Consider the following 14,660-nt stretch of genomic DNA (forward strand, 5'->3'; position numbering starts at 1 on the left):
GGCACGAGGAGGCACGGTGGGTCGGCGCAGGCTGGGGTTCTGGCAATGGTTCGCCGTGATGCTGGTCAAGCCGGTGATGACCGTCTGGACCCGGCGTACCTGGCGGGGCATGGAGCACCTGGGCCAGGACGGTCCGGTGATCATCGTGCCGAATCACATCTCGCACGCGGACCCGCTGGTTTCGGCCCATTTCATCTACGACGCCGGGCGCTGGCCGCAGTTCCTCGGCAAGGCGAGCCTCTTCCGGCTCCCGGTGATCGGCTCGATCCTGCACTGGTGCAAGCAGATCCCCGTCGAGCGGGGCTCGATCGACGCGGTGAAGTCGCTGGACGCACTGGTGAAGGCGCTCGACGCGGGTGGCGCGGTGGTGGTCTACCCGGAGGGCACCACCAGCCGTGAGCCGCAGCTGTGGCCGATGAAGGGCAAGACCGGCGCCGCCCGGCTGGCGCTCGCCACCGGTGCCCCGGTCGTCCCGGTGGCGATGTGGGGGCCGGAGCGGATCTTCGATCCGCGCCGCGCCCGGCTCAACCTGCGGCCTCGGATCCCGGTGACGGTGGTGGCCGGGCCGCCGATCGACCTGAGCCGTTGGGCCGGTGCCGCGCCCAGCCGGCAGGTGCTCGAGGAGATGACCGACGTGATCATGCTGCGGCTGCGGGACATGCTCGCCGAGATCCGCGGCGGCACACCGCCGCCGCTGTGGCAGCGCGGCGGCCGGTCGACCGCCGACCGCCAGCACCCGGAGTCGGCAGCATGAGCGAGCGTCAGCGAGCGAATCATCAATGCAGTGCGATGGTGCCTCAGGGCGGCACGGAGCGTAGCGGAGTGTCGTCATGAGCGAGCGTCAGCGAGCGAATCATCAGCGCAGTGCGATGGTGCCTCAGGGCGGCACGGAGCGTAGCGGAGTGTCGTCATGAGCGGGCATGTGGCGGTGCTGGGTGCGGGGTCGTGGGGGACGGCGTTCGCGAAGATCCTGGCCGACGCCGGGCGGGACGTCACGCTCTGGGCCCGGCGGCAGCCGATCGCCGACGTGATCCGCGCCGAGCGGCGCAACCCGGAGTACCTGCCCGGGGTGGTGCTGCCGCAGCGGGTCACCGGCACTGGCGACGCCGCCGAGGCGATCTCGGGCGCCGAGATGGTGGTGCTGGCGGTGCCGTCGCAGACGCTGCGCGGCAACCTCGCCGAGTGGGCCGGGCACCTGCACCCCGAAGCCACCCTGGTCTCCCTGATGAAGGGCATCGAACTCGGCACCACCAAGCGGATGAGCGAGGTGATCGTCGAGACCGCCCGGGTGGCGGCGGACCGGGTGGTGGTGGTCTCCGGCCCCAACCTGGCACCGGAGATCGCCGCCGAGCAGCCGGCCGCCACCGTGGTCGCCTGCACCGACTCCGACCGGGCCACGCTGGTGCAGCGCTCGATCACCACGCCGTACTTCCGCCCGTACACCAACGACGACGTGATCGGCTGCGAGCTGGGCGGGGCGGTGAAGAACGTGATCGCCCTGGCGTACGGCATCGCCACCGCGATGGGCTTCGGCCACAACACCCGGGCGATGCTGGTCACCCGCGGGTTGGCCGAGACCGCCCGGCTCGGGGTGGCCCTCGGCGCGGACCCGCTCACCTTCGCCGGCCTCGCCGGCATGGGTGACCTGGTCGCCTCCTGCTCGTCCCCGTCGGCCCGCAACCGCACCTTCGGCGAGCATCTGGGTCGCGGCGCCACCCTGGAGGAGGCGCGGGTGGCCACCCGGCAGACCGCCGAAGGGGTGAAGAGCGCACTCGCCATCCGGGACCTGGCTCGCGCGCACGGGGTGGAGATGCCGATCACCGAGCAGGTCGAGCTGGTCTGCCACGAGGGCGTCGACCCGCGCCGTGCGGTCCGCGCCCTGATGAGCCGTACCACGAAGCCGGAGTGAGCGCCGCCATGGACGAGCACCGCTTCCTCTCCCCGGAGGAGCACGACCGGCTGTTCCCTTCCCACGGCGACGGCACCCGGTGCGTGCACGCCGGCCTGCCCGAGCCGATCCCCGGTGCGCCGTTCCTGCCCGGGCCGGTCTTCGCCGCGCCGTACCACCTCGACCCGGCGCAGGGACCGGCGGCGGCGCCGAACGGGTACGGGCGCCCCGACAACCCGACCCGCCGGCTGCTGGAGGCGGCGGTAGGCGAGCTGGAGGGTGGCGACTGCCGGGTCTTCGCCACCGGGCAGGCGGCGATCACCGGTCTGCTGCTGGCGGCGCTGCGGGCCGGCGACACCGTGGTGCTTCCCGCCGACGGCTACTTTCCGGTACGCGCGTTCGCCACCGACACGCTGGCCGGCAATGGCGTACGGGTGCTGCTCGCGCCGACCGCCGGGCCGTACCCCTCGTTCGACGGGGTGCGGCTGGTGCTGGTGGAGACGCCGGCCAACCCGGGGCTGGACGTGGTCGATCTGCCCGCGCTGGCCGAGCGGGTGCACGCCGCCGGTGCCCTGCTGGCGGTGGACAACACCACCGCCACCCCGCTCGGGCAGCGTCCGCTGGATCTCGGCGCGGACCTGGTGGTCGCCTCCGGCACCAAGGCGTTGACCGGCCACTCGGACCTGCTGCTCGGCTATGTCGCCACCCGGTCCGCGAAGCTGCTGGAGACGATCACCACCTGGCGGAACGCCACCGGGGCGGTGCCCGGTGCGTTCGACGCCTGGCTGGCGCACCGCTCGCTGGCCACCCTCGACCTGCGCCTCGGGCGGCAGACGGCCAACGCCGAGGCGCTCGCCCGGCTGCTGGCGGGACGCGCCGACGTGTCCGGGCTGCGCTGGCCGGGCCGGCCGGACGACCCGGCGTACCCGGTGGCGTCCCGGCAGCTGCGGCGGATGCCCGGCGTGCTCTCCTTCGACCTCGGCAGCGCCGAGCGGGTCGCCCGGTTCCTCGACGCGGCCCGACTGGTCGCGGCGGCCACCTCCTTCGGCGGCCTGCACACCACGGCCGACCGGCGGGCGCAGTGGGGTGACGACACCGCTCCCGGCTTCGTCCGGCTCTCCTGCGGCGTGGAGGACACCGTCGACCTGGTCGCCGACGTCACCGCCGCGCTGGACGCCGCTGCCTGATGGTGCTGCTCTCCCCGGCCGAGCGGGACGCGGTGGTCGCCCGATTGCGGCGCGCCGGCTGTGTCTGGGCCGAGGACGAGACCCGTCTGCTCGTCGAGGCCGCCGACGGCCCGGAGGCGCTGGTCGGTCTGGTCGACCGGCGGGTCACCGGGGAGCCGCTGGAGTACCTGCTCGGTTGGGCGGAGTTCTGCGGCGAGCGGGTCACTGTCGAGCCAGGGGTGTTCGTGCCCCGGGCGCGTACCGCCCTGCTGGTCTCGGCGGCCACCGCGGTGACCGGGCCGGCGGCGGCGGTGGTGGAGCTGTGCTGCGGCTCCGGTGCGATCATCCGCGCGCTGGCGCGTCGGCTCGCCGCCCCGCGACTGCTGGCCGCGGTGGACGTGGATCCGGCGGCGGCGGCCTGCGCGCGGCGGAACCTGGCCGACCTGGCTGTGCCGGTCTTCGCCGGTGACCTGTTCGATCCGTTGCCGGCGGCCTGGCGCGGCAGCCTGGACCTGGTGGTGGCGAACGCCCCGTACGTGCCCACGGCGGCGCTGGACCTGCTGCCCGCGGAGTCCCGGCGGTACGAGGCGCCGATGGCGCTCGACGGGGGGCCGGACGGGTTGGCGGTGCTGCGTCGGGTCGCCGCTGCGGCACTGAGCTGGCTCGCCCCCGGCGGGCACCTGGTGGTGGAGGTCGGCGAGGTTCAGGTCGACGGGTTCCGGGCGGTGCTGGCCGGCGCCGGACTGGTGCCGGCGGTGGTCCGGGACGACGCCCTCGACGCCACCGCCATGACGGCCTGTCGCCCGGGGTGCGGCCGGCATGCCGGACCGGGGCGCGCGGCGAGGCGATGAATGTCGTCCACCGCCGGCCACGGGTGGTTCCCGGCCGGCCGGCTCGCGGCCGGGCTGGCGGGCTCCTGACCCGGCCGGTGATCAACTGATCGGCCGACTGGGCGTGGCGGGCCGACGGGGCGAGAACTAGCCTCACGTCAGGTCGTGACGACGGGAGGCGGAATTCGGGTGGGTAGCGCAACGGTGCCGGTGGTGGTCGGGATCGACAACGGCGGTACGAGCAACAACGCCACGGTGCTCACGCTCGACGGGCGGTTCCTGGTCGACGAGCTGGTGGAGACGCCCAGCGAGGTGCAGGCCGGGCCGGAGGCCGCGGTGGCGGCCATGGTCGCCGCTTTCGACGGCGTGCTGGCCCGCACCGGGGTGTCCCGCGAGCAGGTCCGCGCGGTGGGGCTGGACACGCCCGGCCCGGCCAGCGCCACCGGGGTGATCTCGTCGAAGGGCTCGACGAACTTCTCGCAGCCGGCCTGGCGTGGCTACGACATCCGCAGTGGGTTGGAGCGCCGGCTCGGGTTGCCGGTGATCTACCACAACGACGGCAACGCCGCCGCGCTCTACGCCCATCACGTCCACTTCGGCGCCGACGCGATGCGGCGCTCGTCGGTGTCGGCGATCGTCGGCACCGGACTGGGCGGCGGCGTGGTCGAGAGCGGCCGGGTGATCTCCGGCGCGGCGGGCATGGCCGGCGAACTGGGGCATGTCCAGATTCCCCTCGGCACGGTGCTCGCGCCGCAGCAGCCGGTGCCGATCTGCGCCTGCGGCTTCGCCGGTGACGTGGAGAGCGTCGCCTCGCTGACCGCGATCGAGCGCAACCTGCTGCCGTACTGGCTGAGCCGCTTTCCGGAACACCCGCTGGTCGGCGAGGCGCCGCAGCGGGCGGCGAAGCTGGTCCGCGGCTACGGCGAGCGGGGCGACGAACTGGCCCGGGAGATCTTCTCGCAGCAGGCGAGGGCGCTCGGCGCGTTGTTCACCATCGCGGCCAACTTCACCGACCCGCACGCGTACTTCATCGGTGGTGGGGTGGTGGAGACGACGCCGGAGTTCCGCGACTGGTTCCTGGCGGAGGTGCGCGAGCACACCGTGCTCCGCGCGGAGCAGGTCGCCCTGGCCACCTTCGCGCTGGTGCCGGACCGCGACATGGCCGGCGCGCGGGGGGTCGCGCTCGCGGCGTTGGAGACGGTACGCGCCGTGCCGACCCCGCCACCGCTGGTCGGCGACTGACAGCGGGGCAGCTGCCCACCGCCCCGCGCGGATCGCGCGGGCCGGCGGAGGGCTGACCGGGCCGGCGGTGCCCTTACCGGCCCGGTCAGCGGCACTGGGGTGCGGTTCAGCGGGGTCGCGCACCGCGGGGCGGCTCAGTGCGTCGGTGGTGCCTGGGCGAAGGCGGTCCAGGCCGTCGGCGGGAAGAGCAGCAGCGGGCCGTCCGGGTCCTTGGAGTCGCGTACGGCCACCGTCCCGGGGACGACCGCCACCTCCACGCAGGCTCCCTCGTCGCCGCTGTGGCTGCTCTTGCGCCACCCGACCACGGCCACCGTCGGGTTGATCGTCGGTGTCATGCCATTACCGTCCCTTCAGTATCTTGACGAGTTCGTCGCGGCTGGCCGCCGGGCTGAGCGCGACGGTCCGCAGGTGCTCCATGATCTTGGTGCAGGTACGCAGATCGCCGGGCCGGTCGAGGACCATCTGCCCGGCGACCGTCTCCACCGAGGCGATGATCGGGTCCTCCGGGTCGGCGAATTCGAGGATGTGCAGCGAACCGCGGGTGCCCCGGTGGTAGCCGGCGACCAGCGGGATCACCTGGACCGTGATGTTCGGCAGCTCGGTCATCTTGAGCAGGTGGTTCAGCTGGCCCTGCATCGCCGAGCGGTCGCCCACCGGGCGTAGCAGCGCGGCCTCGTCGAGGATCGCGTCGAAGATCGGCGGGTCCTCTCCGGTGAGTCGCTGCTGCCGGTCCAGGCGCAGGTGCACACGCTCCTCGACCTCGTTGTCGCTGAGGGTGTGCGGGCCACCCCGCATCACGCCGCGGATGTAGTCGGCGGTTTGCAACAGCCCTGGCACCACCGACGGCTCGAAGTTGGCGATGCCGGTGGCCTCGGCCTCCAACGCGATGAAGTCGATGGTGCGCCGGTCGAGCAGGTACGAGTAGGAGACCCACCAGCCGGGCTTGCGCGCGTCCTTGGCCAGCGAGACGGCCGCCGCGACCTCGTCCGCGCCGACCCCGTAGAGGGTGAGCAGGGCGCGTACGGTGGCCGGGCTGACCAGGGTCTGCGCGTTCTCGTAGCGGGAAAGTGTGCTGCGGGTGCTGTTGATCTCGTCGGCCGCGGCCTCCAGGGTGAGGCCGGCGGCTTCCCGGTGGTGGCGCAGGGCGATGCCCAGCCGGCGGGCGCGTGCGGTCTTCGGAGCCATGCATCGATGGTCGCACGTATTTGGGACTGTGTACATGAGAGAACGTCGGTGAGAGTTGCATTCATGCCCATGGAGGTGTCAGTCTGTTAGTGCGTCCTCACCGCCGGTTGTCGTGGCGACGGTGGTGGTGAGCGACCGGAGGGGATGGGGCGCGCGGCGGTCGGGTTATTCCCCCGTACCCGACCGCCGCGTGCCACGCCAGTTGTCGGGAACCGGAAGGGAATCGACGTGCTTGGAGACTGTCGGCGGGTGTTCGCCGAGCGCCTCGGCGGCCGGCGATGACCCGCTTCCTGGTCGTGCTGACTGACGTCCGCCCGTTCGAGGGTGACGGTCGTAACGAGCGGACCGCGCCCGAACGTCGACGCCAGGTGGTCGGCGCGAGCAGCCGGGAGGCGGCCGACCGGATCGCCGGGGCGTTCATGGCCCTGGGCATGGTCCGGGCCGGCCGGCAGCGGGTCAAGGTGATCGCCATCGGTCGGCGGCACGCGTTCGGCGTGCGGGAACTGGCGGGCTGACCGGGTCGGCGGACAGCCGTCCGGTTACGCGCCGTATATGGTCCGTTGACCGAATGCGGCAGTCCCGCGTTCTCGCAGGGTATCGACTACCCGTTCTCGCCACGCACAGTAAGGTCATCCGGGAGAGCGCCAGCAGTGCGTCCCGGAAAGGTGACCGCAGTGACCACCCCAGGCAAGACCCGCGTGGCGATCGTCTTCGGCGGCCGGAGCCCGGAACACGGCATCTCCTGTGTCAGCGCCGGCAGCGTGCTCGGCGCGCTCGATCCGGACGAGTTCGAGGTGGTGCCGGTGGGCATCACCCGGGCCGGTCAGTGGGTACTGACCAGCGGTGATCCCGCCGAGTTGGCGATCGCCGCCCGCCGCCTGCCGGAGATCACCGCCGAGTCGGGCACGGACATCGTGTTGCGGGCCGACCCGACCGGCAACGGCCTGCTGGTGCTCGATCCGGCCGAGGGGCCGCGGGCGCTGGCCGATGTGGACGTGGTGTTCCCGGTGCTGCACGGCGCCTACGGCGAGGATGGCACCATCCAGGGCATGCTGGAGATGGCCGGCATCCCGTACGTCGGGGCGAAGGTGTTCGCCTCGGCCGCCGCCATGGACAAGGAGTTCACCAAGAAGCTCTGCGCCGCCGAGGGCATCCCGGTCGGCCCGTACGCGGTGCTGCGCAGCGGGACGACGTTGAGCGAGGCGGACAAGCAGCGGCTCGGGCTGCCGGTCTTCGTCAAGCCCTCGCGGGCCGGGTCGTCCTTCGGCATCACCAAGGTGAACGACTGGGCCGACCTGGACGCGGCGATCGCCACCGCTCGCGAGATCGACAGCAAGGTGTTGGTCGAGGGCGCGATCGTCGGCCGGGAGATCGAGTGCGGCGTGCTGGAGGGCGAGGCCGGCGGCATGGCGGAGGCGTCCGTGCTCGCCGAGGTGCGGGTGGTCGGCGACTACGACTTCTACGACTTCGAGGCCAAGTACATCGACGCGGAGTCCGCCTGCGAGTACGACATTCCGGCCGACCTGCCGGAGCAGGTCACCCGGCAGGTACGCGACTACGCCGTACGCGCCTTCACCGCGTTGGACTGCGCCGGGCTGGCCCGGGTCGACTTCTTCGTCACCCCGGAGCTGGACGTCTACCTCAACGAGATCAACACGATGCCCGGTTTCACGCCGACGTCGATGTTCCCCCGGATGTGGGCGGCGGCCGGCCTGGAGTACCCGAAGCTGGTCGACCGGCTTATCCGCACCGCGCTGACCCGCGGCCCCGGCCAACACTGAGGCCGACCAACACTGACCTCCGCCGGCACCGGGCCAGTGGCCCGGTGTCGGCCGTCAGTCTTCGCGTCAGGAGGTCTTCACGTTAGGAGGTCTTCGCGTCAGGAGGTGCAGCCGGAGGGAGCCGGACCGGCCGAGGGGACCGAGGCCACGATGGTGGTGGAGATCGGCGAGACCCACTGCAACGCCTCGCCGTAGAAGTGCGGCACCCGGACGGTCACCGCGGTCTCCCGGTCGAGCGTGGTCAACTCCGTGACGTCGGCCCGCTCCACGGCGTGCCAGCAGACCGAGTTGACCAGGTTGATGTGGTCGGTGGGCTGCACCTCGGGCTCGGCGCCGCCACAGGCCACCGTGAGCGCCGGGTCGCCGTACGCGGCGTTCTGCTCCGGCCCGGCGCTGACCGGCCGCTGCGACAGGTCACGGATCGACGTGGGTAGCTGCGACAGCAGGGCGCGGCAGACCGTGGCCGGCCGTTCGGCCAGCGCCGGAGCGGCCATCTCCACCGGCGCGGTGGACTGCGGACGGGAGGTGGTCGGCGACGGCTCCGGCCCGGCGGCCGGGGTGTCCGGGGCGAAGTTGGCCAGGGCGAGCGCGCCGACCAGCAGGGCCACCGGCAGCGCCACCGCCGTGGCGATCAGTGCCGCGGAGCGGTTGGTCCGGTCGGGTGCCGGCGCGTCGTCGGGGCGGTCGGCCTCGGCGACGGCGGATTCGGAGATTCTGTCCACTTACAGGCGCACCACCGAACACGTGAGGGTGCGGGTGATGCCGGGCACCATCTGCACCTTGCTGACGATGAGTTTGCCGAGTTCGTCGACGGTGTTCGCCTCGGTGAGCACGACCACGTCGTACGGCCCGGTGACGGCGTCGACCCGGACCACGCCGGCAAGGTCCGAGATCAGACCGGCCACGTCACGCGCCCGGCCGACCTCGGTCTGGATGAGGATGTATGCCTGTACCACGACTCGGCCTCCCTCCGTCGCCGCCTGCCAAGCGGCCCGAAGGGAGAAAGTACCTTACGGACCAGGTGTGATCCCTATCGGTGGTCAAGGAGCAGCGGTGAGCGAGCAGGACGGAGCGGCGGCGTGAGTGTCGCGGGTGTCGGCGAGTTCGGTCTGATCGACCGGGTGACCGCCCGGCTGTCGTACGGATCCACGGTGCTGCTCGGCCCCGGCGACGATGCGGCGGTGGTCGCCGCGCCGGACGCCCGGGTGGTCGCCTCCACCGACGTGCTGGTCGAGGGACGGCACTTCCGCCGGGACTGGTCCGGCGCGTACGACATCGGGCGCCGGGCGGCGGCGGCGAACCTCGCGGACGTGGTGGCGATGGGTGCCACCCCGACCGCGCTGCTGGTGGCGCTCTGCGTACCGGCCGACCTGTCCACCGGCTGGGTGGAGGAACTCGCCGACGGGCTCGGTGCCGAGGCGGCCAGCGTCGGCGCCAGCGTGGTCGGCGGCGACATGTCGGCCAGCCCCACGCTGACCATCGCGGTGACCGCCCTCGGCGACCTGGCCGGCCGACCACCGGTGACCCGGGCCGGCGCCCGCCCCGGTGACCTCGTCGCCCTGGCCGGTCGCACCGGGTACGCGGCCGCCGGATACACCGTGCTCTCCCGGGGATTCCGTACGCCCCGGCTGCTGGTCGAGGCGTACCGGCGGCCGGAGGTGCCCTACCCGGCCGGGCCGTTGGCCGCCCGGCTCGGCGCCACCGCCATGATCGACGTCTCCGACGGGCTGCTCGCCGATCTCGGGCACGTGGCGAAGGCGAGCGGGGTGGCCGTCGACATCGACCGGGACGCCTTCGAGGTGCCGCCGCAGATGCGGGACGCCGCCCAGGCGCTCGGCGTCGACCCGTACACCTGGTTGCTGGCCGGTGGCGACGATCACGCGTTGGCCGCGACGTTCCCGCCGGCGACGGCGCTGCCCGAGGGGTGGCGGGCGATCGGCCGGGTCGCCGAGGGTTCCGGCGTGACGGTGGACGGCAGCCCGTTCGACGGGCCGGCCGGTTGGGACCACTTCCGCTGACCGCTCGCGGTAAGGGGCCAGCCTGGTCGTACCCTTTACGGGTGCAGGAGATCGAGATCCAGGTGGTGCCGTTCGACTCCCCGGTGGCGCAGCGGCTGATCATCGCCGCGTTGGCCGACCTGAGCGTCCGGTACGGCGGCAGCGGCGACGAGACCCCGGTCGACGCCGGCGAGTTCGCGCCACCGACGGGAGCGTTCCTGGTCGCCCATCTCGACGGGCAGCCGGTCGGCTGCGGTGGCTGGCGCAGCCACGGCGACCAGGGCGACACCGCCGAGCTGAAGCGGATGTACACCGCTCCCGAGGCGCGGGGGCGCGGCGTGGCCCGGACGGTGCTGGCCGCCATCGAGCACTCGGCCCGTGAACAGGGCCGCAAGCGGATCATCCTGGAGTGCGGCGACCGGCAGCCCGAGGCGATCGCGATGTACACCTCGGCCGGTTACGACCGGATCCCCAACTTCGGCTACTACGCCGACGCGCCTGGCTGCCTGTCGTACGGCCGCCCCCTCTGACCGGTAAGGAAGGACCCCTTTTTAACGCCTCGTGTATAGGAAGGGCCCCTTCCTAACATCCGCCTCCCGACGGACGGCGGACGGCGGAGGGCCTGGGTGCGGGCCGCCGGGTCGGGGTGTGGACACGACGATGCCGGCGGGTCCGTTGGACCCGCCGGCAGAGATCGTGGCGTACCGGGTGTTGCCGCGTCAGGCGCGGGCGACCTTGCCCGCCTTGATGCAGGAGGTGCAGACCTTCAGCTTCTTGGTCGTGCCACCACCGGCCGGGGTACGCACCGACTGGATGTTCGGGTTCCAGCGGCGGTTGGTCCGCCGGTGCGAGTGGGACACGTTGTGGCCGAAGCCCGGCCCCTTGCCACAGACGTCACACACGCTAGCCACGGGATACTCCTGGGATTGAAACGTTCATGAGGTCGCCGCCAGGCGCTGCCCGGGCAACCTGGCCAGGGTACCCGATGGTTGATCGGCCCGCCCAATCGGGCTCGGCACCGCCCACCAGGAGCGGATCACGCCGCGAGCCAGCTGGCGACAGCGGCGCGGGAATCCGGACGGGAGGGGACACGCCCGGCGGTCCGGCGACTGTCAGCGTACGCCAGTAGGCTTCGACCGTGCTGGACACCCTCGACGCCGCCGCCGTGCGCCGCTGGTGCGCCAGCGGGCTGGCCGCGCTCAAGCGGCACCAGGGGGAGATCGACGACCTCAACGTCTACCCGGTGCCCGACGGCGACACCGGCACCAACCTGGTGCTCACCCTCACCTCGGCGCAGCAGGCCCTGGCGATGGATCTCGACACCCTCGCCGACGGCACCTCGACCGCGCACGGGCACGCCCTGCGACTGATGGCCCGGGGCGCTCTGCTCGGCGCCCGGGGCAATTCCGGCGTGATCCTGTCGCAGATCCTGCGCGGCTTCGCCGACGCGCTGGCCACGGTTCCCGCAGTGCGGGGCCCGGAGCTGGCCGTCGCCCTGCGCGAGGCGACCACCGCGGCCTACGCGGCGGTCGCCCGGCCGGTGGAGGGCACCCTGCTCACGGTGGTGTCCGCAGCGGCCGGCGCGGCCGAGCGGACCGGCAGTCGTGAGCTGCGGGCGGTGGCCGGGGCAGCGGCGGGCGCGGCGGCCGCGGCGCTGGCCCGCACGCCCGAGCAACTGCCGGCGCTGGCCCGGGCCGGCGTGGTCGACGCCGGCGGGCGGGGGCTGTGCCTGCTGCTGGACGCGCTGGTCGAGGTGATCACGGGGGAGAGCCCCGAGCGCCCCGCGCCGGCACCCCGGGCCGTGCCGCCGCCGGCCACCGCCGCCCGGGAGACCGGCTCCGCGGCGTACGCCTACGAGGTGCAGTTCCTGCTCGACGCCGAGCCCGAGTCGGTCCGCCGGATGCGCGACGAGTTGGCCGCGCTCGGCGACTCCCTGGTGGTGGTCGGCGACGGCAGCCCCGGGCTCGGCACCTGGCAGGTGCACGTGCACGTCAACGACGTGGGCGCGGCGATCGAGGCCGGTGTGGTGGCGGGCCGCCCCTACCAGATCTCGGTGACCCGCTTCGCCGACCAGATGGCGGCGGAGCCCACCCCGGCACCCGACGGCCGGGCCGCCGTGGTGGTCGCCGCCGGCACCGGGATCGCCGAACTCCTCGCCGGTGAGGGCGCGGTCGTGGTGCCCGGCAATCCGTCGACCGGGGAGCTGCTGGACGCCGTGCGGGCCACCGGCGCGGCCCGGGTGGTGGTGCTGCCCAACGACCCGGACGCGCAGGCGGTGGCGAACCAGGTCGCCGCGGAGGCGCACCGGCTGGGCGTGAAGGTGAGCGTGGTGCCCACCCGTTCCCCGGTGCAGGCGTTGGCCGCGCTCGCCGTGCGCGACCCGCGACGCCGATTCGAGGACGACGTGATCGCGATGGCCGAGGCCGCCGGGGCCTGCCGGTACGCCGAGATCTGCCGGGCCGGTCGGGAGGCGCTCACCGTCGCCGGCCCCTGCCGCGCCGGCGACGTGCTCGCCCTGGTCGAGGGGGAGGTGCACCTGATCGGCACCGACCTGGTCGACACCTGCGTCGCCCTGGTCGACGGGATGCTCGGCGGCGGCGGCGAACTGGTCACCCTGCTCGTCGGGGCCGACGCGCCGGACGGGCTGGCCGACGCGGTGCGTACCCACATCGCCGGCCGCTGGCCCTTCGTCGAGGTGCAGGCGTACCCGGGCGGGCAGCCGCGCTATCCGTTGCTGGTAGGTGTCGAATGACCGCCGAGGCGTCCACCGTGGACACGCCGTTGAAGAAGCTGGTCGGCGAGAAGACCGCCAAGGCGTTGGCCAGCCACCTCGACCTGCACACCGCCGGCGACCTGATCTACCACTTCCCCCGCCGCTACGACGAACGCGGCGAGCACACCGACATCCGCGCGCTCGACGTCGGCGAGCAGGTCACCGTGCTGGCCCAGGTGCAGCGCACCGCCGTACGCCCGATGCGCCAGCGCCGGGGCAACCTGCTGGAGGTGACCGTCGGCGACGGCTCCGGCGGCACCCTCACGCTCACCTTCTTTGGCAACCAGGCGTGGCGGGAGCGGGAACTGCGTCCCGGCCGGTGGGGGATGTTCGCCGGCAAGGTGACCGAGTTCCGGGGCAAACGGCAACTCAACGGGCCGGAGTACGTGCTGCTCGGCGACCAGACCGACGGTGAGGCCGCGGCCAGCGAGCAGGTCGAGGAGTTCGCCGGGGCGCTCATCCCGGTGTACCCGGCCGCCGCGGCCGTGCCGACCTGGGTGATCGCCCGTTGCGTCCGGGTGGTGCTGGACACCGTGGCGTCGCCGGAGGACCCGCTGCCCGCCCCGGTGCGGGCCAGCCGGAACCTGATCGGCCTCGGCACCGCGCTGCGCGAGATCCACCGGCCGTCCAGCCGGGAGGACCTGTACCGGGCCCGCCGGCGGCTGAAGTGGGACGAGGCGTTCGCCGTGCAGCTGACCCTGGTGCGGCGCAAGCACCAGGCCGCCGCCTCGCCCGCGCGCCCCCGACCGGGGCGCACGGGCGGGCTGCTGGACGCGTTCGACGCCCGGCTGCCGTACGAGCTGACCTCCGGGCAGCGCGACGTGGGCACCGAGATCGCGGCCGACCTGGCCACCGGCCATCCGATGCACCGCCTGTTGCAGGGCGAGGTCGGTTCCGGCAAGACCGTGGTGGCCCTGCGGGCCATGCTCCAGGTGGTCGACGCGGGTGGGCAGGCCACCCTGCTCGCCCCGACCGAGGTGCTCGCCGCCCAGCATCACCGCGGCATGCTCGACCTGCTCGGCCCGCTCGCCCAGGCCGGCGAGCTGGGCGCGGCCGAGCACGCCACCCGGGTCGAGCTGGTCACCGGCTCGCTCGGCGCGGCGGCCCGACGGCGGGCGTTGGCCGAGGTCGCCAGCGGCGCCGCCGGCATCGTGCTCGGCACGCACGCCCTGCTCTACGAGGGGGTCGACTTCGCCGACCTCGGCCTGGTGGTGGTCGACGAGCAGCACCGGTTCGGCGTGGAGCAGCGGGACGCGCTGCGCGCCAAGGCGGAGCAGCCGCCGCACGTGCTGGTGATGACCGCCACCCCGATCCCCCGCACGGTGGCCATGACGGTCTACGGCGACCTGGAGATCTCCACGCTGTCCCAGCTGCCACGGGGCCGGTCGCCGATCGCCTCGCACGTCGTACCGGCCGCCGAGAAGCCGGCGTTCCTCGACCGGGCCTGGCGTCGGCTGTGCGAGGAGGTCGCGGCCGGCCACCAGGCGTACGTGGTCTGCCCACGCATCGGGGACTCGACGTCCGGGGCCGACGAGGAGCCACCGGAGCTGGACGACAACGGACGGCGACCGCCCCTCGCGGTGACCGAGGTCGCACCGTTGTTGGCCGAGGGGCCGCTGCACGGTCTGCGGCTCGGTGTCCTGCACGGCCGCCTGCCCGCCGACGAGAAGGACGCGGTGATGCGTTCCTTCGCCGCGGGTGACCTGGACGTGCTGGTGGCCACCACGGTGGTCGAGGTCGGCGTGGACGTGCCCAACGCGACGATGATGGTCGTGCTGGACGCCGACCGGTTCGGGGT

At 73.3% G+C, this 14,660-nt stretch carries 16 protein-coding genes; 11 read left to right on the forward strand and 5 right to left on the reverse strand.

The annotated features are described in order from the left end of the window. Positions 1-16 precede the first annotated feature (16 nt). From C1I95_RS23985 to C1I95_RS24005, 5 genes are all read left to right on the forward strand, one after another. On the forward strand, positions 17-754 hold the full coding sequence (locus C1I95_RS23985; RefSeq protein WP_111216886.1) for a lysophospholipid acyltransferase family protein: 738 nt from the start codon (positions 17-19) through the stop codon (positions 752-754). A 156-nt stretch (positions 755-910) separates the two neighbouring features. After that, positions 911-1,909, forward strand: a complete 999-nt coding sequence (locus C1I95_RS23990; RefSeq protein ID WP_111216888.1) for an NAD(P)H-dependent glycerol-3-phosphate dehydrogenase — start codon at positions 911-913, stop codon at positions 1,907-1,909. Positions 1,910-1,917: 8 nt separating this feature from the next. Further along, entirely contained in the window at positions 1,918-3,075 is a 1,158-nt protein-coding gene (locus tag C1I95_RS23995) for a cystathionine gamma-lyase (RefSeq protein ID WP_111216913.1), read from the forward strand. Then, positions 3,075-3,905, forward strand: coding sequence for a putative protein N(5)-glutamine methyltransferase (locus tag C1I95_RS24000; protein ID WP_111216890.1), 831 nt, complete (start codon positions 3,075-3,077; stop codon positions 3,903-3,905). Before C1I95_RS23995 ends, C1I95_RS24000 begins: the two co-directional genes overlap by 1 nt. A gap of 168 nt (positions 3,906-4,073) precedes the next feature. Continuing rightward, on the forward strand, positions 4,074-5,126 hold the full coding sequence (locus tag C1I95_RS24005) for an ROK family protein (protein WP_111216892.1): 1,053 nt from the start codon (positions 4,074-4,076) through the stop codon (positions 5,124-5,126). A 134-nt stretch (positions 5,127-5,260) separates the two neighbouring features. On the opposite strand, the gene C1I95_RS24010 is transcribed toward C1I95_RS24005, so the two are convergent. Beyond that, a complete protein-coding gene (locus C1I95_RS24010) occupies positions 5,261-5,461 on the reverse strand; it encodes a DUF397 domain-containing protein (protein WP_111216894.1) in 201 nt (66 codons plus the stop codon). A 4-nt stretch (positions 5,462-5,465) separates the two neighbouring features. Next, entirely contained in the window at positions 5,466-6,311 is an 846-nt protein-coding gene (locus C1I95_RS24015; RefSeq protein WP_111216896.1) for a helix-turn-helix domain-containing protein, read from the reverse strand. A 278-nt stretch (positions 6,312-6,589) separates the two neighbouring features. Between C1I95_RS24015 and C1I95_RS24020 the strand changes: the two genes are divergently transcribed. Beyond that, positions 6,590-6,826, forward strand: coding sequence for a hypothetical protein (locus C1I95_RS24020; RefSeq protein ID WP_111216898.1), 237 nt, complete (start codon positions 6,590-6,592; stop codon positions 6,824-6,826). Between the two features lie 159 nt (positions 6,827-6,985). Further along, the gene (locus C1I95_RS24025) at positions 6,986-8,092 is read left to right on the forward strand and encodes a D-alanine--D-alanine ligase family protein (protein WP_111216900.1); all 1,107 of its coding nucleotides are present in this window, start codon (positions 6,986-6,988) and stop codon (positions 8,090-8,092) included. A 98-nt stretch (positions 8,093-8,190) separates the two neighbouring features. On the opposite strand, the gene C1I95_RS24030 is transcribed toward C1I95_RS24025, so the two are convergent. Beyond that, entirely contained in the window at positions 8,191-8,814 is a 624-nt protein-coding gene (locus tag C1I95_RS24030; protein ID WP_111216902.1) for a DUF3515 family protein, read from the reverse strand. Further along, positions 8,815-9,048: an Lrp/AsnC ligand binding domain-containing protein gene (locus tag C1I95_RS24035; protein WP_089001579.1), complete on the reverse strand. Its 234-nt coding sequence runs from the start codon at positions 9,046-9,048 to the stop codon at positions 8,815-8,817. Positions 9,049-9,171: 123 nt separating this feature from the next. Between C1I95_RS24035 and C1I95_RS24040 the strand changes: the two genes are divergently transcribed. Then, the gene (locus tag C1I95_RS24040; protein ID WP_111216904.1) at positions 9,172-10,110 is read left to right on the forward strand and encodes a thiamine-phosphate kinase; all 939 of its coding nucleotides are present in this window, start codon (positions 9,172-9,174) and stop codon (positions 10,108-10,110) included. 41 nt (positions 10,111-10,151) lie between these two features. Then, on the forward strand, positions 10,152-10,619 hold the full coding sequence (locus C1I95_RS24045; RefSeq protein WP_111216906.1) for a GNAT family N-acetyltransferase: 468 nt from the start codon (positions 10,152-10,154) through the stop codon (positions 10,617-10,619). Positions 10,620-10,808: 189 nt separating this feature from the next. On the opposite strand, the gene rpmB is transcribed toward C1I95_RS24045, so the two are convergent. Continuing rightward, positions 10,809-11,000: a 50S ribosomal protein L28 gene (rpmB, locus tag C1I95_RS24050; protein ID WP_093401721.1), complete on the reverse strand. Its 192-nt coding sequence runs from the start codon at positions 10,998-11,000 to the stop codon at positions 10,809-10,811. A gap of 227 nt (positions 11,001-11,227) precedes the next feature. Between rpmB and C1I95_RS24055 the strand changes: the two genes are divergently transcribed. Both C1I95_RS24055 and C1I95_RS24060 read left to right on the forward strand, forming a co-directional pair. Beyond that, positions 11,228-12,841 carry a DAK2 domain-containing protein gene (locus C1I95_RS24055; protein ID WP_111216908.1) on the forward strand — a complete coding sequence of 538 codons (1,614 nt, stop codon included), beginning with the start codon at positions 11,228-11,230 and terminating at the stop codon, positions 12,839-12,841. Further along, the coding region (locus tag C1I95_RS24060) for an ATP-dependent DNA helicase RecG (protein WP_111216910.1) at positions 12,838-14,660 on the forward strand (1,823 nt) is incomplete at its 3' end. The genes C1I95_RS24055 and C1I95_RS24060, both read left to right, overlap by 4 nt.

The sequence above is a fragment of the Micromonospora craterilacus genome, from assembly GCF_003236315.1.
Classification (GTDB): domain Bacteria; phylum Actinomycetota; class Actinomycetes; order Mycobacteriales; family Micromonosporaceae; genus Micromonospora; species Micromonospora craterilacus.